General features: G+C 55.1%; 17 protein-coding genes and 1 tRNA gene. All 18 read right to left on the reverse strand.

The window, feature by feature from the left end; all coding sequences use genetic code 11:
• Nucleotides 1-122 precede the first annotated feature (122 nt).
• Nucleotides 123-2,228, reverse strand: coding sequence for an elongation factor G (fusA, locus tag BN1139_RS03835; RefSeq protein ID WP_005339913.1), 2,106 nt, complete (start codon nt 2,226-2,228; stop codon nt 123-125).
• Between the two features lie 75 nt (nt 2,229-2,303).
• Nucleotides 2,304-2,774: a 30S ribosomal protein S7 gene (rpsG, locus tag BN1139_RS03840; RefSeq protein WP_005339911.1), complete on the reverse strand. Its 471-nt coding sequence runs from the start codon at nt 2,772-2,774 to the stop codon at nt 2,304-2,306.
• A gap of 93 nt (nt 2,775-2,867) precedes the next feature.
• Nucleotides 2,868-3,242, reverse strand: a complete 375-nt coding sequence (gene rpsL, locus BN1139_RS03845; protein ID WP_005306278.1) for a 30S ribosomal protein S12 — start codon at nt 3,240-3,242, stop codon at nt 2,868-2,870.
• Between the two features lie 182 nt (nt 3,243-3,424).
• Nucleotides 3,425-3,703: a sulfurtransferase complex subunit TusB gene (gene tusB / locus BN1139_RS03850; RefSeq protein WP_005339909.1), complete on the reverse strand. Its 279-nt coding sequence runs from the start codon at nt 3,701-3,703 to the stop codon at nt 3,425-3,427.
• Between the two features lie 7 nt (nt 3,704-3,710).
• The gene (gene tusC / locus BN1139_RS03855; protein ID WP_005341830.1) at nt 3,711-4,070 is read right to left on the reverse strand and encodes a sulfurtransferase complex subunit TusC; all 360 of its coding nucleotides are present in this window, start codon (nt 4,068-4,070) and stop codon (nt 3,711-3,713) included.
• 8 nt (nt 4,071-4,078) lie between these two features.
• The gene (gene tusD, locus BN1139_RS03860; protein ID WP_005356372.1) at nt 4,079-4,471 is read right to left on the reverse strand and encodes a sulfurtransferase complex subunit TusD; all 393 of its coding nucleotides are present in this window, start codon (nt 4,469-4,471) and stop codon (nt 4,079-4,081) included.
• Between the two features lie 84 nt (nt 4,472-4,555).
• Nucleotides 4,556-4,936 carry a RidA family protein gene (locus BN1139_RS03865; RefSeq protein ID WP_005339904.1) on the reverse strand — a complete coding sequence of 127 codons (381 nt, stop codon included), beginning with the start codon at nt 4,934-4,936 and terminating at the stop codon, nt 4,556-4,558.
• Between the two features lie 24 nt (nt 4,937-4,960).
• Nucleotides 4,961-5,677, reverse strand: coding sequence for a helix-turn-helix transcriptional regulator (locus BN1139_RS03870; RefSeq protein WP_005339902.1), 717 nt, complete (start codon nt 5,675-5,677; stop codon nt 4,961-4,963).
• 194 nt (nt 5,678-5,871) lie between these two features.
• Nucleotides 5,872-10,176 carry a DNA-directed RNA polymerase subunit beta' gene (gene rpoC, locus BN1139_RS03875; RefSeq protein ID WP_005339899.1) on the reverse strand — a complete coding sequence of 1,435 codons (4,305 nt, stop codon included), beginning with the start codon at nt 10,174-10,176 and terminating at the stop codon, nt 5,872-5,874.
• 91 nt (nt 10,177-10,267) lie between these two features.
• The gene (rpoB, locus tag BN1139_RS03880; protein ID WP_005339897.1) at nt 10,268-14,296 is read right to left on the reverse strand and encodes a DNA-directed RNA polymerase subunit beta; all 4,029 of its coding nucleotides are present in this window, start codon (nt 14,294-14,296) and stop codon (nt 10,268-10,270) included.
• A 224-nt stretch (nt 14,297-14,520) separates the two neighbouring features.
• Nucleotides 14,521-14,886 carry a 50S ribosomal protein L7/L12 gene (rplL, locus tag BN1139_RS03885; protein WP_005306304.1) on the reverse strand — a complete coding sequence of 122 codons (366 nt, stop codon included), beginning with the start codon at nt 14,884-14,886 and terminating at the stop codon, nt 14,521-14,523.
• Between the two features lie 51 nt (nt 14,887-14,937).
• Nucleotides 14,938-15,438 carry a 50S ribosomal protein L10 gene (rplJ, locus tag BN1139_RS03890; RefSeq protein WP_005339895.1) on the reverse strand — a complete coding sequence of 167 codons (501 nt, stop codon included), beginning with the start codon at nt 15,436-15,438 and terminating at the stop codon, nt 14,938-14,940.
• Nucleotides 15,439-15,694: 256 nt separating this feature from the next.
• Nucleotides 15,695-16,396, reverse strand: a complete 702-nt coding sequence (rplA, locus tag BN1139_RS03895; RefSeq protein ID WP_005339888.1) for a 50S ribosomal protein L1 — start codon at nt 16,394-16,396, stop codon at nt 15,695-15,697.
• A 4-nt stretch (nt 16,397-16,400) separates the two neighbouring features.
• Nucleotides 16,401-16,829, reverse strand: a complete 429-nt coding sequence (gene rplK / locus BN1139_RS03900; RefSeq protein ID WP_005339887.1) for a 50S ribosomal protein L11 — start codon at nt 16,827-16,829, stop codon at nt 16,401-16,403.
• A gap of 134 nt (nt 16,830-16,963) precedes the next feature.
• Nucleotides 16,964-17,515 carry a transcription termination/antitermination protein NusG gene (nusG, locus tag BN1139_RS03905; protein ID WP_005306318.1) on the reverse strand — a complete coding sequence of 184 codons (552 nt, stop codon included), beginning with the start codon at nt 17,513-17,515 and terminating at the stop codon, nt 16,964-16,966.
• Between the two features lie 9 nt (nt 17,516-17,524).
• Nucleotides 17,525-17,896 (reverse strand): preprotein translocase subunit SecE, encoded by a 372-nt coding sequence (gene secE / locus BN1139_RS03910; protein ID WP_005306322.1) that lies wholly within the window; start codon nt 17,894-17,896, stop codon nt 17,525-17,527.
• 60 nt (nt 17,897-17,956) lie between these two features.
• Nucleotides 17,957-18,033: transfer RNA gene (locus BN1139_RS03915), tRNA-Trp, on the reverse strand.
• Between the two features lie 53 nt (nt 18,034-18,086).
• A partial coding sequence (locus BN1139_RS20775; RefSeq protein WP_019446595.1) for an EF-Tu C-terminal domain-related protein occupies nt 18,087-18,188 on the reverse strand: 102 nt, incomplete at its 5' end.

Consider the following 18,188-nt stretch of genomic DNA (forward strand, 5'->3'; position numbering starts at 1 on the left):
TGGTCAACGTGGCCGATGGTGCCGACGTTTACGTGCGGTTTATTACGCTCAAATTTTTCTTTAGACACGACGTAGTCCTTCTAGGTTAAACCCGCCTACCGTCGTAGGCGGGGAATCTTAAATTACTTGGATTTGCGCTCTTCGATCACGGCTTGTGCAACGTTGGTCGGTGCATCGTGATACTTGGCGAATTCCATGGCGTAGGAAGCACGACCCTGGGTAGCGGAACGCAGTGCAGTTGCATAACCGAACATTTCGGCCAGCGGCACCAGAGCACGTACGATCTTGCCGGACGGGCCATCTTCCATACCTTCGATCAGGCCACGACGACGGTTCAGGTCACCGATAACGTCGCCCATGTAATCTTCCGGAGTTTCAACTTCTACTTTCATGATCGGTTCGAGCAGAACCGGGTTGGCTTTCATGAAGCCAGCCTTAAAGGCCATGGAAGCAGCGATTTTGAACGCCAGTTCGGAAGAGTCGACATCGTGGTAAGAACCGAAGTGCAGACGCACACCCAGATCCATAACCGGGTAACCAGCCAGCGGACCAGATTTGAGCTGCTCACGGATACCTTTATCAACACCCGGGATGAATTCACCAGGAATGACACCACCTTTGATGTCGTTGACGAATTCGTAGGCTTTGCCTTCTTCCAGCGGGTACATGTCGATAACAACATGACCGTACTGACCGCGACCACCAGACTGCTTGGCATGCTTGCCTTCGATGTCTTTAACGGTGGTACGGATGGTTTCACGGTAAGCAACCTGCGGCTTACCTACGTTGGCTTCAACCTTGAACTCGCGACGCATACGGTCAACGATGATGTCCAGGTGCAGCTCACCCATACCAGCGATGATGGTTTGACCTGACTCTTCGTCAGTCCATACGCGGAAGGACGGATCTTCCTGAGCCAGACGGCCCAGTGCCAGACCCATCTTCTCTTGGTCAGCCTTGGTTTTCGGCTCAACCGCGATAGAAATTACCGGCTCCGGGAATTCCATACGCTCGAGGATGATCGGTGCGTTCGGGTCACACAGGGTGTCACCAGTGGTCACGTCTTTCAGACCGATGGCAGCAGCGATGTCACCAGCGCGTACTTCTTTGATCTCTTCACGCTTGTTGGCATGCATCTGAACGATACGGCCAAAACGCTCGCGCTTGTCCTTGACGGAGTTCAGCACGGTGTCACCGGAGTTGATCACGCCAGAGTAGACACGGAAGAAGGTCAGGTTACCAACGAACGGGTCGGTAGCGATCTTGAACGCCAGAGCAGAGAACGGCTCGTCATCAGAAGCGTGACGCTCGTCTTTGGTCTCGCCGTCCATTTTCAGGCCGTCGATAGCAGCAACGTCGGTCGGAGCCGGCAGGTACTCGATCACGGCATCCAGCATTGCCTGTACGCCCTTGTTCTTGAACGCGGAGCCACAGGTTACCAGGATGATTTCGTTGTTCAGCACGCGCTGACGCAGAGCACCTTTGATCTCTTCCTCGGTCAGCTCTTCGCCGCCCAAGTATTTTTCCATCAGGTCTTCAGACGCTTCTGCAGCGGCTTCAACCAGATTCATGCGCATTTCTTGCGCCTGTTCCAGCAACTCGGCCGGGACGTCTTCGTAATCGAAGGATACGCCCTGATCAGCTTCATTCCAGTTGATGGCTTTCATCTTGACCAGGTCAACAACGCCCTTGAAGTTCTCTTCGGCGCCGATGTTCAGCTGAAGGGGAACCGGAGTACCTTTCAGACGGGTCTTGATGTGCTCAACGCAGCGCAGGAAGTTGGCGCCGGTACGGTCCATCTTGTTGACGAACGCGATACGGGGAACCTTGTACTTGTTAGCCTGACGCCATACGGTTTCAGACTGTGGCTGTACGCCACCTACGGCACAGTACACCATCACGGCACCATCCAGAACACGCATTGAACGCTCTACTTCGATAGTAAAGTCAACGTGGCCCGGGGTATCGATGATGTTGATACGGTGCGGTTGGAACTGTTTACCCATACCGGACCAGAAAGCGGTGGTCGCGGCGGAGGTGATGGTGATACCACGCTCTTGTTCCTGTTCCATCCAGTCCATGGTGGCAGCGCCATCGTGAACTTCACCGATCTTGTGACTTACACCGGTGTAAAACAGTACGCGCTCGGTAGTAGTAGTCTTACCGGCGTCAATGTGAGCGGAGATACCGATGTTACGATAACGCTCAATGGGGGTTGTACGAGCCATTGTCATCCTCTTACTAAGGCGCTTGTCCCTAGATAATTAAAGGTGCGCAGAGTCAAAAGACCCTGCGCAAGCGGATTACCAGCGGAAGTGAGCGAAGGCTTTGTTCGCTTCAGCCATACGGTGAACGTCTTCACGTTTCTTGACAGACGAACCCTTATTGTCAGCGGCATCCAGCAGCTCGCCAGCCAGACGCTGAGCCATTGATTTTTCACCACGTTTACGAGCGGCATCAACCAACCAGCGCATTGCCAGGGCATTGCGACGTACCGGACGAACTTCTACCGGCACCTGATAGGTTGCACCACCGACGCGACGAGATTTAACCTCGACCGCCGGACGAATGTTATCCAGAGCTTCTTCGAATACGGCCAGGTGCTCTTTGCCAGATTTGGTGGCAATGATGTCCAGGGCGCCATAAACAATGGCTTCTGCAACAGATTTCTTACCGTCAACCATTACTACGTTGACAAATTTAGCCAGCAGCTCTGATCCGAACTTGGGATCTGGCAGGATTTTACGCTGACCAACAACACGACGTCTTGGCATTTCAAATTCTCCGTAACTTCAGGGATTACCCAAAACTAGAAAGCTATCTAACTAGAAACGAATTAACGTTTGGCCTTACTTAACGGAGAACCATTAAGCTTTAGGACGCTTCACGCCATACTTGGAGCGAGCCTGCTTACGGTCTTTAACACCGGCACAGTCCAACGCACCACGAACGGTGTGATAACGAACACCTGGCAAGTCTTTTACACGACCGCCACGGATCAGAACAACAGAGTGCTCTTGCAGGTTGTGACCTTCACCACCGATGTAGGAGGTGACTTCGAAGCCGTTGGTCAGACGTACACGGCACACTTTACGCAGTGCAGAGTTAGGCTTCTTCGGGGTGGTGGTATATACACGAGTGCATACGCCACGCTTCTGAGGGCACGCTTCCAGCGCCGGCACGTTGCTTTTCACAACGAGCTTGATGCGTGGCTTGCGAACCAACTGGTTAATAGTTGCCATCAAAAGGCTCCTGATAATGACTTCATAAACGTGTGGAAAATCCTCCCCGCAGATACGGGGACGCGAAATTTTATGCCCTGTTGTCTGGGGAGTCAAGATTTATACAATTTGCGTCACAAAAGGGCAATTCGGATCCGTTTGATTTCACGACATCACCTTGAATTTTCTTGGAAATGTGCTTCTCAGCCACCCCAGGTGCGCGGGGAACCTTTTTGCGCAATCAGTGCCACCAGACCCGCCATATCGAGCACATTGCCCACCCGATGCTGCAAACCGCGAGCTTGCAGATCTTCCTGCATAACATAAAGCGGGATACCCGCCAGCCGCGCGCTCCACTGGGGAGCCGATGCCGCAATCACGGCATCCTGCATCAGTACCAGCTCATCCTCGGGCTGAAGGTATGAGAGCGCCTCTGCCAGAGCCTGACTCTGAAAGGGAGAATTCAATATCAGATGCAACATGGAGACCTCAAAAGCTGATGTGAGTCGAACACTGTGCCCAGCGCCGAGCCAGTTCCTGGCGCGGCAGACTCTCGACGGGGATCAGCAGATCATCCACTGTCACGCCACGCTCTGCCAGCGAGTCAGCACAAACATAGACCTCTTCGATGTCGTAGAGTTCCAGCATTTTAAAGGTGGGCGCGTAGTGGCGCTGCAAAATGGCGGCAGGCTGCTGCTCCTTGAGCAGCTGCAGCACACCGTCCCCAATCAGGAAGAGGGCCAGCTCATCGGTCATGGCAGAGGTGGCCAACAAGGCATCCAGTCCTTCCCGGCCGGCGGCATGGCCATGGGGGCCACGACTGCAGATAAAGGCGATTTTCTTGCTCATGACTCCCCCTAGAACTGAACCAGCCGATCGGCGGTGAGCGCCGCCTCGGCCAACTGGCCCAGACCGCTCAGACAAAATGGCGGTTGCAGATTGAAGTGTACCTGCCCTGCCCCCTTGGCTTCCTGTTCATCGAGCACACCGCGTCGCATGGCGGCAGCGACGCAGACGTCGATACGGATCCCCTGCTCTTCTGCCAGCTCTCGCCACAGACGCACCAGGTCGGTCTCATCGGATGCAGGCAGATGCAGACCGTTGCCGTTGCAGACCCCGTCCTGATAGAAGAACAGGTGGGACAAGGTATAACCCTGCGCCAACAGGGTGCGGGCAAAGCGATAGGCTGTGCTGGCCGATTGGGTGCCATAGGCAGGCCCCGTGACCAGGATGGCAAAACTCAGACTCATAGCAGGACTCCTGTGCTGACCCGGTCCATTTTACGCCAAAAACAAAAAAGCCCCTGCCAGGAGGGGCTTGATTCAATCTGTTGATCAGAGATGGGCAATCGCCTCGACCTCGACCAGCACATCTTTCGGCAGACGGGCCACCTCCACGCAGGAGCGGGCTGGCGCCGCATCGCCAAAGTAGCGGGCATAGACCTGGTTGAAGGCAACGAAGTTGTTCATGTCGCTCAGGAAGCAGGTGGTTTTGACCACTTTGCTGGCATCGGCACCGGCAGCGTGCAACACGGCAACCAGGTTCTTCATCACCCGTTCGGCCTGCTCTTCGATGCCGCCAGCCACGATTTCCATGGTGGCAGGATCGAGCGGGATCTGCCCGGAGGTGAAGATCATCTCGCCAACCTTGGTAGCCTGAACATACGGACCAATCGCGGCAGGCGCCTTGTCGGTTGCAATCACTTCTTTAGCCATTCATCTATCCCCTTCTGGAATGAGTTACTCGTTCTCGTCTTCACCCTGCTTGCGCTGTCGGATGTAAAGATAAACGGTATGTTTTGAAATATTGAGTTTGTCCGCCACCAGATTGATCGAATCCTTGATGTCGAAAATGCCCTTCTCGAACAGCTGGGTCACGATGAAGCGGTTCTTGGCATTGTTGGCCACGGTGGGATCGCGATTGATCTCGTCGATGGTGTTATCCACCGTCTGGGCAACCAGCTCTTCCACGCTGTTGGCGAAGGTCTCTGGTGACTGACGCGCCGCCTGCTGGGGCGTCGGGAAAAATTCGGCCACGAACTCGTGGAAAGGCGCATTGATGTGCAGATTGATGCAGATAAGCCCCACTACTTGCCGCTCGCTGTTGCGAATGGCGATGGTGCTCGACTTCATCAGCGCGCCGGTACGGCTGCGAGCGAAATAGCTCTGGGTGTAATCCTGGCCGGTGCTCTCGATGTCCTTGAGCATGCGCAGGGCGAGATCGGTGATGGGCGCCCCGAGGGTGCGTCCGGTATTGAAGCCGTTGGCGATCTTGATCACCGACTCGTGCAGATTTTCCAGGGAGTGGAGTACCACTTCACAATGCTTGCCGAACAGCTCGGCCAAGCCATCGATGAGCCCATCGTATGAGCGCAACAATTCCCTGTCTTCATCTGTAAAAGTGCGGCTGATCAGCTGTTCTTCGGGAAGCATGGCTTCCTCGATACCGACAGTCATGTTCTACCCCTGTAATAACCATTCAACTTTCCCGAGTTTTAAATTGCAGGGGAGTAAAGTCAACTTTTTTTGATTTTTTACTCTACAACTTTGCTCTGGATCATCCTGAAACCCGCGCTGCGTCTACCTTTGCCGAGGAATTGGCCAACAAAAAGGGCTCCTTGAAGGAGCCCTTTTTAATCACGGATGACGAGTTACTCTTCGTCGAAGCTACCGGCTGCGTTCAGCAGATCCGCCAGGTTCTGCTCCGCTTCATCAGCGGTCACCTGCGGGGTGCCAACAGCACGAGCTGCGGCAGCACGCTGGTTGATCCGGCTGTGGTGGTAGGCAAAGCCGGTACCAGCCGGGATCAGACGACCCACGATGACGTTCTCTTTCAGACCACGCAGTTCATCACGCTTGCCACCTACGGCGGCTTCGGTCAGAACGCGAGTGGTTTCCTGGAAGGAAGCCGCGGAGATGAAGGACTCGGTGCTCAGAGATGCCTTGGTAATACCCATCAGTACATGACGGTAGGTCGCAGGGGTCTTGCCCTCGGCAACCAGCTTACGGTTGGCAATCTTCACACGAGCCACTTCAACCTGTTCGCCTTCGATCAGATCGGTATCGCCAGCGCTCAGGATCTCGCACTTGCGCAGCATCTGACGAACGATGACTTCGATGTGCTTGTCGTTGATCTTAACGCCTTGCAGACGGTAAACGTCCTGCACTTCGTTGGCGATGTAGTTGGCGACCGGGCTGATACCGCGCAGACGCAGGATGTCGTGAGCAGACTCAGGACCGTCCGCCAGCACTTCACCCTTCTCAACTTTTTCACCTTCGAACACGTTCAGGTTACGCCACTTCGGAATCATCTCTTCGTAGACGTTGCCACCATCGGTCGGGGTGATGACCAGACGGCGTTTGCCCTTGGTCTCTTTCCCGAAGGAGATGGTACCGGAGATCTCGGCCAGAATTGCCGGTTCCTTCGGTTGACGTGCTTCGAACAGATCCGCAACGCGCGGCAGACCACCGGTGATGTCCTTGGTACCGCCGGACTCTTGCGGGATACGCGCTACCGCGTCACCCACGCCCACGTTGGCACCATCTTCCAGGTTCACGATCGCCTTGCCCGGCAGGAAGTACTGGGCGGCTACATCGGTCCCCGGGATCATCACGTCTTTGCCGTTCAGGTCGACCAGTTTAACGGTCGGACGCATCTCTTTACCGGCGCTCGGACGCTCGTTGACGTCCAGAACAACGATAGAAGAGAGACCGGTCAGCTCGTCGGTCTGACGAGTGATGGTCACGCCATCAATCATGTGTTCGAACTGCAGGCGACCTGCCACTTCGGTGATGATCGGGTGGGTGTGCGGATCCCAGTTGGCAACGGTCTCGCCAGCGCTCACGGCCTGGCCATCCTTCACTTCCAGCACGGAACCGTAAGGCAGCTTGTGGCTTTCCTTGGTACGGCCCATGTCGTCCATGATGGTCAGTTCGGTAGAACGTGAGGTGATAACCAGTTTGTCATCGCTGTTGTGAACGAACTTGGCGTTCTGCAGCTTGATGGTACCTGTGTTCTTGACCTGGATGCTGCTTTCAGCAGCGGCACGAGATGCAGCACCACCGATGTGGAAAGTACGCATCGTCAGCTGGGTACCCGGTTCACCGATGGACTGGGCGGCGATAACACCGACAGCCTCACCCTTGTTAACCAGGTGACCACGGGCCAGATCACGGCCGTAGCAGTGAGCACAGTTACCGAAGTCAGTTTCACAGGTGATGGCAGAACGTACCTTCACACGGTCAACGGAGTTGCGTTCCAGCAGGTCACACAGCTGCTCGTCGAGCAGGGTGTTGCGAGCAACCAGGATCTCGTCCTCGGTACCCGGCTTGATGACATCTTCTGCCACCACACGACCCAGCACGCGCTCACGCAGCGGCTCGACCACGTCGCCACCCTCGATCAGCGGAGTCATCCACAGACCGTCGGTAGTGCCGCAATCGTCCTCGGTGATCACCATATCTTGCGCCACGTCTACCAGACGACGAGTCAGGTAACCGGAGTTCGCAGTCTTCAGTGCGGTATCCGCCAGACCCTTACGAGCACCGTGGGTAGAGATAAAGTACTGCAGTACGTTCAGACCTTCGCGGAAGTTCGCGATGATCGGGGTCTCGATGATGGAGCCATCCGGCTTGGCCATCAGGCCACGCATACCGGCCAGCTGACGGATCTGGGCGGCGGAACCACGCGCACCAGAGTCGGCCATCATAAAGATGCTGTTGAACGAGGCCTGCTCTTCTTCTTCACCCAGCGAGTTGACGTTACGCTCTTTGGACAAGTTCTCCATCATGGCCTTGGAGACGCGCTCGTTGGCGCTGGCCCAGATATCGATAACCTTGTTGTAACGCTCGCCCGCAGTTACCAGACCTGACAGGAACTGGTCCTGGATCTCGGCAACTTCGGCTTCGGCTGCTGCGATGATGTCTTTCTTGGCATCCGGGATGACCATGTCATCTATACCAACGGAAGCACCGGACAGGGCCGCGTAGTGGAAACCGGTATACATCAGCTGGTCAGCGAAGATAACGGTGTCCTTCAGGCCCTGCTTGCGATAGCAGGTGTTCAGCAGACGGGAGATGAGCTTTTTGCCCAGCGCCTTGTTGGATACGCACTTGATCCAGTTCTGCGGATTGGCATCCAGATCAGCCTGTTCTGCAGCAGTCAGCACCTTCGGCTCGTCGATCAGGGCGTATTCCATACCTTTCGGCAGGATCAGGCTCAGGATCGCACGACCAACGGTGGTGTTCTTCATCTCGGTGTGTTCACGCAGAGAACCGTCTTCCTGACGCAGGTATTCGGTAATGCGTACTTTCACACGAGCATGCAGATCGGCCAGACCGGCGCGATATACTTTCTCGGCTTCTTTCGGGCCGGCCAGCACCATACCTTCGCCTTTGGCGTTGATACGGGCACGGGTCATGTAGTACAGACCCAAGACCACGTCCTGAGAAGGAACGATGATCGGCTCACCGGAGGCAGGCGACAGGATGTTGTTGGTAGACATCATCAGCGCACGCGCTTCCAGCTGGGCTTCCAGGGTCAGCGGTACGTGGACCGCCATCTGGTCACCATCGAAGTCCGCGTTATACGCAGCACAAACCAGCGGGTGCAGTTGGATTGCCTTGCCTTCGACCAGAGTCGGTTCGAATGCCTGGATACCCAGACGGTGCAGAGTCGGTGCACGGTTCAGCAGAACCGGGTGCTCGCGGATCACTTCGTCCAGGATATCCCAAACGACAGCTTCCTCGCGCTCCACCATCTTCTTGGCGGCCTTGATAGTGGTCGCCAGACCGCGGGTTTCCAGCTTGCCATAGATGAACGGCTTGAACAGTTCCAGCGCCATCTTCTTCGGCAGACCGCACTGATGCAGACGCAGAGTCGGGCCTACGGTGATAACGGAACGACCGGAGTAGTCGACACGCTTACCGAGCAGGTTCTGACGGAAACGACCCTGCTTACCCTTGATCATGTCGGCCAGGGATTTCAGCGGGCGCTTGTTGGAACCGGTGATGGCACGACCACGACGGCCGTTATCCAGCAGTGCATCGACGGACTCTTGCAGCATACGCTTTTCGTTGCGCACGATGATGTCCGGAGCAGCCAGATCCAGCAGACGCTTCAAGCGGTTGTTACGGTTGATCACGCGACGGTACAGATCGTTCAGATCGGAAGTCGCGAAACGGCCGCCGTCCAGCGGTACCAGCGGACGCAGGTCCGGCGGCAGCACAGGCAGCACTGTCATGATCATCCACTCCGGCTTGTTGCCGGACTGCAGGAAAGCTTCCATCAGCTTCAGACGCTTGGTGGTCTTCTTGCGCTTGGTCTCGGAGTTGGTTTGATCCAGCTCCTCACGCATGGTTTTGACTTCACCTTCCAGATCGATAGCGCGCAGCAATGCCAGGATTGCTTCGGCACCCATCTTGGCGTCAAATTCGTCGCCCCACTCTTCCAGCGCATCCAGGTACTGCTCTTCAGAGAGCATCTGGCTGCGTTCGAGGTTGGTCATGCCCGGCTCGATTACGACGAAAGATTCGAAGTAGAGCACGCGCTCGATGTCGCGCAGGGTCATGTCCAGCAGCAGACCGATACGGGACGGCAGGGACTTCAGGAACCAGATGTGGGCAGTCGGGCTGGCCAGCTCGATGTGGCCCATACGCTCACGACGGACCTTGGTCTGGGTCACTTCAACGCCGCACTTCTCACAGATCACACCACGGTGTTTCAGGCGCTTGTACTTGCCGCACAGACACTCGTAGTCCTTCACCGGTCCGAAGATACGGGCGCAGAACAGACCATCACGCTCCGGCTTGAAAGTCCGGTAGTTGATGGTCTCAGGCTTTTTGACCTCACCGAATGACCAGGAGCGGATCATGTCAGGAGAGGCCAGACCGATCTTGATACTGTCAAACTCTTCGGTCTTGGTCTGAGCCTTCAAAAACTTGAGTAAGTCTTTCACGTGTTTCCCCTGTCAGGAGTCTAACCTCGGCGCCCCGGCTGCCAAAACAGCGGGGCGCCCACGTCAATTCTCGAACAATAAGAGCGAGCTCTTACTCTTCGTCCAGCTCGATGTTGATACCCAGAGAGCGGATTTCCTTCAGCAATACGTTGAAGGATTCGGGCATGCCCGGCTCCATACGGTGGTCGCCATCCACGATGTTCTTATACATCTTGGTACGGCCATTCACATCGTCAGACTTGACGGTCAGCATTTCCTGCAGGGTATATGCCGCACCGTAAGCCTCCAGGGCCCACACTTCCATCTCACCGAAACGCTGACCACCGAACTGAGCCTTACCACCCAGCGGCTGCTGGGTAACCAGGCTGTAAGAACCGGTAGAACGCGCGTGCATCTTGTCGTCGACCAAGTGGTTCAGCTTCAGCATGTACATGTAACCAACGGTTACTTTACGCTCGAAGCGGTTACCGGTACGGCCATCGAACAGATCAATCTGACCGGATTCCGGCAGATCGGCCAGCTTCAGCAGGGCTTTGATTTCGCGCTCTTTGGCACCATCAAACACTGGAGTCGCAACCGGCAGACCCTTACGCAGGTTACCCACCAGGGTACGTACGTCGTCGTCAGACAGTTCGGCGATGTTCACTTGCTGGGTGTCCTTCTCGCCCAGGTCGTAGACCTGTTGCAGGAAGTTGCGCATCTCGTGCAGCTCGCGCTGCTCTTTGACCATGCGATCGATCTTCTCGCCGATACCCTTGGCCGCAAGGCCCAGGTGCACTTCGAGGATCTGACCGATGTTCATACGGGACGGTACGCCCAACGGGTTCAGTACGATGTCGACCGGACGGCCGAACTCGTCATGAGGCATATCCTCGACCGGACAGATCTTGGAGATAACACCCTTGTTACCGTGACGGCCCGCCATCTTGTCACCCGGCTGGATGCGACGCTTGACTGCCAGATAAACCTTGACGATTTTCAGTACGCCCGGCGCCAGATCATCACCCTGGATAATCTTGCGACGCTTGTTCTCGAATTTCTTGTCGAACTCGGCTTTCAGCTCAACGTGCTGTTCAGCGATCTGTTCCAGTTCGGTCTGCTTGCCTTCGTCTTCGATGGCCAGTTCAAACCACTTGGAGCGATCGAGCTTGTTCAGACGATCTTCACTGTAACCGGCGGCCAGCAGCAGGTTGCGGGAGCGGCCGAAAATGCCGTCTTCCAGGATCTTGAACTCTTCGGTCAAGTCCTTCTTCGCTTCCTTCAGCTGCATCTCTTCGATTTCTTTGGCGCGCTTGTCTTTTTCCACGCCATCGCGGGTAAAGACTTGCACGTCAACCACGGTACCGTACACACCGTTCGGTACACGCAGGGAGGAGTCCTTCACGTCGGACGCCTTCTCACCGAAGATGGCGCGCAGCAGCTTCTCTTCCGGCGTCAGCTGAGTTTCACCTTTCGGTGTTACCTTACCGACCAGAATGTCGCCGCCCTTCACTTCGGCACCCACGTAGACGATACCGGACTCGTCCAGCTTGGACAGAGCGGCTTCACCCACGTTCGGGATGTCAGCAGTGATCTCTTCCGGACCCAGTTTGGTGTCACGGGAGATACAGGCCAGTTCCTGGATATGGATGGTGGTCAGGCGATCTTCCTGAACAACACGCTCGTTCACCAGGATCGAGTCTTCGAAGTTGTAACCGTTCCACGGCATGAACGCGACGCGCATGTTCTGACCCAGTGCCAGTTCACCCAGATCGGTGGACGGGCCGTCAGCCAGTACGTCGCCAGCCATGACCGGCTCACCCAACATCACGCAAGGACGCTGGTTGATACAGGTGTTCTGGTTGGAACGGGTGTATTTGGTCAGGTTGTAGATGTCGATACCGGCTTCGCCTGGCATCAGCTCATCTTCATTGACCTTCAGGACGATACGGGAAGCATCGACATAGTCGATTACGCCGCCACGCTTGGCCACTACGGTTACACCGGAGTCAACGGCCACAGCGCGTTCCATACCGGTACCTACCAGCGGCTTGTCAGCACGCAGAGTCGGTACAGCCTGACGTTGCATGTTTGAACCCATCAATGCGCGGTTCGCGTCATCGTGTTCCAGGAACGGGATCAGAGCAGCTGCCACAGATACGATCTGCTGCGGGCTCACGTCCATATACTGGATCTGGTCGGCGTTCATAAAGGTGGATTCACCTTTGTGACGGCACGGGATCAATTCATCTTTCAGACGGCCATCTTCGGTGGTCGCGGCGTTAGCCTGTGCGATCACGTACTTGCCTTCTTCAATAGCAGACAGGTAGTCCACTTCGTCGGTGATCACACCGTCAATGACCTTGCGGTACGGGGTCTCGAGGAAACCGTACTCGTTGGTACGAGAGTACACGGACAGAGAGTTGATCAGACCGATGTTCGGACCTTCAGGAGTCTCGATAGGGCACAGACGACCGTAGTGAGTCGGGTGTACGTCTCGGACTTCAAAGCCGGCACGCTCACGAGTCAAACCGCCCGGGCCCAGCGCGGAGATACGACGCTTGTGGGTCACTTCGGAGAGCGGGTTGTTCTGGTCCATAAACTGGGACAGCTGGCTGGAACCAAAGAACTCTTTGACTGCGGCGGAGATCGGCTTGGCGTTGATCAGATCCTGCGGCATCAGGGTGTCCAGGTCGCCCAGGGAGAGACGCTCCTTGACCGCACGCTCGACACGCACCAGACCGACGCGGAACTGGTTTTCAGCCATTTCACCGACAGAACGGATACGACGGTTACCCAAGTGGTCAATATCATCCACTTCGTCGTTACCGTTACGGATGTCGATCAGGCGCTTCATCACATCGACGATGTCGTCTTTGGTCAGTACACCAGCGCCAGTCTCGTCTTCACGACCCAGACGGCGGTTGAACTTCATCCGACCTACGGTAGACAGGTCGTAACGCTCGGCGGAGAAGAACAGGTTTTCGAACAGCTGTTCTGCAGCTTCGCGAGTAGGCGGCTCGCCCGGACGCATCATGCGATAAATCTCGACCAGCGCTTCCAAACGGTTGGAGCTGGAGTCGACACGCAGGGTCTCGGACATGTAAGCACCGTGATCCAGTTCGTTGGTGAACAGAACCTCGAAATGCTTGAAGCCGGCCTGGGACAGGTTGGCGATCGCTTCCAGGCTCAGCGCCTGGTTGGCGGTCACGACCATCTCGCCAGTTTGCGGATGTGCGTAGTCCTTGGCAGCAACTTTGCCAACAACATACTCAACCGGTACCTCAATCTGGGTAACGGCATCTTTTTCCAACTGACGGATGTGACGCGCAGTCACACGACGACCGGTCTCAACCACCACGGCGCCATTGGCCACGATGTCAAAGGTCGCAGTTTCACCACGCAGACGCTCCGGCACCAGATCCATCATCAACTTGCCATCTTTAACTTCAAAACCGATGGTCTCGAAGAAGGTGGCCAGGATTTGTTCGGAAGTGAAGTCCAGGGCGCGCAGAATAATGGATGCTGGCAGTTTGCGACGACGGTCGATACGGACAAACAGGTTGTCTTTCGCATCAAACTCGAAGTCCAGCCAGGAGCCACGGTAGGGGATAACGCGAGCGTTATACAGTACCTTACCGGATGAATGAGTTTTGCCTTTATCGTGGTCGAAGAAGACGCCCGGGCTGCGGTGCAGCTGGGAGACGATAACCCGCTCGGTACCATTGATAACAAAGGTGCCGTTCTCGGTCATGAGCGGAATTTCGCCCATGTATACTTCTTGTTCCTTGATGTCTTTGACGGTGCCGGCAGCTGCTTCACGGTCGTACAGAACCATACGAAGCTTGACACGCAGCGGCGCGGAGTAGGTCACTCCACGGATCTGGCATTCTTTTACGTCAAATACCGGCTCACCCAGGCGATAGCTGACATACTGAAGCTCAGCACTACCGGAGTAACTGGTGATCGGGAAAACGCTACGGAAAGCGGCCTCTAGGCCATATTCACCTTCCGGGTCAGCCTCGATGAACTGCTTGAAGGAGTCCAGCTGAATGGACAACAGATAAGGCGTGTCCAGTACCTGGTCTCGCTTACCGAAGTCCTTACGAATGCGTTTTTTTTCGGTATAAGAGTAAACCATAGGGTTCCTCAGCTCGCTGATAAGTGACCCACTCTGTCCCGCGGGACAGCTCTGTCTCAACACCGTTTTGTGTTGGCCCGGACGAAAGAAGACAGTCCGGATTGCTGGTGCACCGAGAGTCGTAAACGGTGTGAAATGCTCTCAGTCTACAGCGCAAAAAGGCTGGTGAACAAAAATTCACCAGCCCTAGCCTGTTTTATCAGGCTAATCTACATAAATGCAGATTATTTGATCTCAACAGAAGCACCGGCAGCTTCCAGCTCTTTCTTCAGAGCTTCAGCTTCGTCCTTGGACACGCCTTCCTTCAGGTTAGCCGGAGCAGCTTCTACCAGATCTTTGGCTTCTTTCAGGCCCAGACCGGTAGCGCCACGAACGGCTTTGATAACGGCAACTTTGTTGGCGCCAGCAGCAGTCAGAACTACGTCGAACTCGGTCTTCTCTTCTACTGCTTCAGCAGCAGCCGGGCCAGCCATTACGGCAGCAGCGGCAGAAACACCGAACTTCTCTTCCATAGCTTCGATCAGCTCAACAACTTCCATTACGGACATGGAAGCAACGGCTTCGATGATTTGGTCTTTAGTGATAGACATGACAAAAATTCCTGATGTTGAATAAACTCAAACAGCCTAAATAGGCGAGAATCAAGCAGCAGCTTGTTTCTGGTCGCGAACAGCAGCGATAGTACGAACCAGCTTGCCAGCAGAGGCTTCTTTCATAGTCGCCATCAACTTCGCAATTGCTTCTTCGTAAGTCGGCAGCGTGGCCAGACGATCAATTTGTGCTGCGGCGATAAACTCACCGTTAAAAGCGCCAGCCTTGATTTCGAACTTTTGGTTCGCTTTGGCAAACTCTTTGAACAGACGAGCAGCAGCGCCCGGGTGTTCGTTAGAGAAAGCAATCAAGGTAGGACCGGTAAATGCGTCGTTCAGGCACTCGTATTCGGTACCTTCTACCGCGCGACGCAGCAGGGTGTTACGCACAACGCGCATGTACACACCGGCTTCACGAGCGGTTTTACGCAGGACGGTCATCTTGTCTACAGTTACACCGCGAGAATCGGCAACAACTGCAGAAAGAGCGCCTTTGGCAGCTTCGTTGACTTCAGCAACAATTGCCTTTTTGTCTTCGAGTCCCAATGCCATTGGCTTAACTCCTGGATTGAATCCGGGTCTATTGACCCAGTACTGACACATCCCCCCTACCTTTACAACAGAGGGGAACGATGCGGTAGCAGGATTCCAGAAGAGAAAGAATCTTTCTCGCTGGGTTTCCGGCACCGTCTACGCAGGAAACATTAAGGCTTTTCAGCCTCCTGCGGTCTTGGACGGAGGTCGAAACCCCCAACCAATCAAGGCGCAAAATTATAGATTAAATTTTGCGCCTTGTAAAACCCATCAATTAGGCCTGAGCTTCCAGAGAAGCTTGGTCTACGGCAACACCGGCACCCATGGTGGTGGAGATGCTGACTTTCTTGATGAATTGACCTTTGGCGGAAGAGGGCTTGCCTTTTTTCAGGGCAACCAGCAGAGCTTCCAAGTTTTCTTTCAGCTGAACTTCGTTGAAAGAAACCTTACCCAGAGTGGTATGGATGATACCATTCTTGTCGTTACGGTAACGAACCTGACCAGCCTTGGCGTTCTTGACAGCTTCGGCAACGTTAGGAGTTACAGTACCAACTTTCGGGTTCGGCATCAGGCCACGCGGGCCCAGGATTTGACCCAGTTGACCAACAACGCGCATGGCATCCGGGGATGCGATAACTACGTCGAAGTTCATCTCGCCTTTCTTAACCAGATCGGCCAGGTCATCCATACCTACCAGGTCAGCACCGGCAGCTTTAGCTGCTTCGGCGTTGGCACCTTGGGTAAATACGGCAACGCGTACATCACGACCGGTACCGTGCGGCAGTACAGTAGCACCACGTACGTTCTGGTCAGATTTACGAGCGTCGATACCCAGGTTGACAGCAACGTCAACGCTTTCAACGAACTTGGCGGTAGCCAGTTCTTTCAGCAGGGCAATGGCTTCGTTGATGGAGTACTCTTTGGTACCGTCAACTTTTTCGCGAATAACGCGCATACGCTTGGAAAGTTTAGCCATTGTCTTAATCCTCCACTACCAGACCCATGGAACGAGCGGAGCCTGCGATGCAACGTACTTTTGCATCCAGATCGGCACCAGTCATATCCGGCTCTTTGGTCTTGGCGATTTCTTGCAGCTGGGCAACGGTCACCTTACCAACCTTGTCTTTGTTCGGCTTGGAAGAACCAGACTTGATGCCAGCAGCTTTCTTCAGCAGGAAGGAAGCAGGCGGAGTCTTGGTTTCGAAGGTGAAGGAACGGTCGCTGTAAACGGTGATCACGACCGGAGTCGGTGAACCTTTTTCCAGCTTCTCTGTACGAGCGTTGAACGCCTTACAGAATTCCATGATGTTAACACCGTGTTGACCCAGTGCAGGACCAACGGGAGGAGATGGGTTGGCTGCACCAGCAGCAACCTGCAGCTTGATATAAGCTGTGACTTTCTTAGCCATTAGGAAAATACCTCAAAAATGGGTTCTAGCGCCTCGGAGACTTGCTCCTGCAAACGGCTCCCCAACTAATAAAGGGGCAGCGAATTATAGAGATATTCGCTGCCCCTGACAACCGTTAAACGTACAGAATTCAATCAGCCCTTTTCGACCTGACCAAAATCCAGCTCAACAGGAGTAGAACGACCGAAGATCAGTACAGAGACCTTCACGCGGCTCTTCTCATAATCGACCTCTTCAACGGTACCGTTGAAGTCGGCAAACGGACCATCGGCAACCCGCACCATTTCGCCCGGTTCAAACAGGGTTTTCGGACGCGGCTTGTCGTGGGCATCCTGCAGACGGTTCAGGATGGCATCGGCCTCTTTGTCAGAGATCGGTGCCGGACGGTCGGAAGTACCGCCAATGAAGCCCATTACACGCGGTACGTTACGCACCAGGTGCCATGTGGTTTCATCCATGATCATCTGGACCAGGACATAACCCGGGAAAAACTTGCGCTCACTCTTGCGCTTCTGGCCAGCACGCATCTCGACCACTTCTTCGGTCGGGACCAGTACTTCACCGAACATGTCTTCCATGCCATGCATCTTGATATGTTCACGCAGGGACTTGGCTACACGGCCTTCATAGCCGGAAAAAGCCTGCACGACATACCATCTCATACGTTGTTCACGTTGTTCAGTCATGGCTTATCCTTACACACCGGTAATCAGGTTGACCAACCAGACCAAGGCACCGTCCAGAACGAACAGCAGCAGCCCCATCACGGCGGTCACCGCCAGCACAATCAGGGTTGTCTGAATGGCTTCCTGACGGGTCGGCCATACGACCTTGCGGACTTCCAGGCGAGACTCACGGGCGAATGCCAGTGTTGCCTTTCCCTTGGTGGTTTGCAGGGCTACTGCACCGGCAGCAGCAATGACAACGACCACACCCAGGGCGCGGACGGCAGCGACAACATCGTTGAGCAGGTAATTACCCACTACAGCGGCCGCCAGGATAATGAAAACCAGGCCCCAAAGCAGGGTATCCTTGCTTCCGCCCTGGCTCTCAGAACTAACACTCATACAACCCACCTGTATCTGACGTAACCAAAGACACAAAAGCCCCGTACGAGACGAGGTATATGGCAGGGGCGGCAGGACTCGAACCCGCAACCATCGGTTTTGGAGACCGCTGTTCTACCAATTCGAACTACGCCCCTACACAAGAAAGCCCCTATTATAGGGGCTTTGCTTTATTTATGTAAGCCAAAGATTAAGCGATTACGCTGGCTACAACACCGGCACCTACGGTACGGCCACCTTCACGGATAGCGAAACGCAGGCCGTCGTCCATTGCGATCGGCGCAATCAGGGT

The sequence above is a fragment of the Aeromonas veronii bv. veronii genome (assembly GCF_000820225.1).
GTDB classification, from domain to species: domain Bacteria; phylum Pseudomonadota; class Gammaproteobacteria; order Enterobacterales; family Aeromonadaceae; genus Aeromonas; species Aeromonas veronii.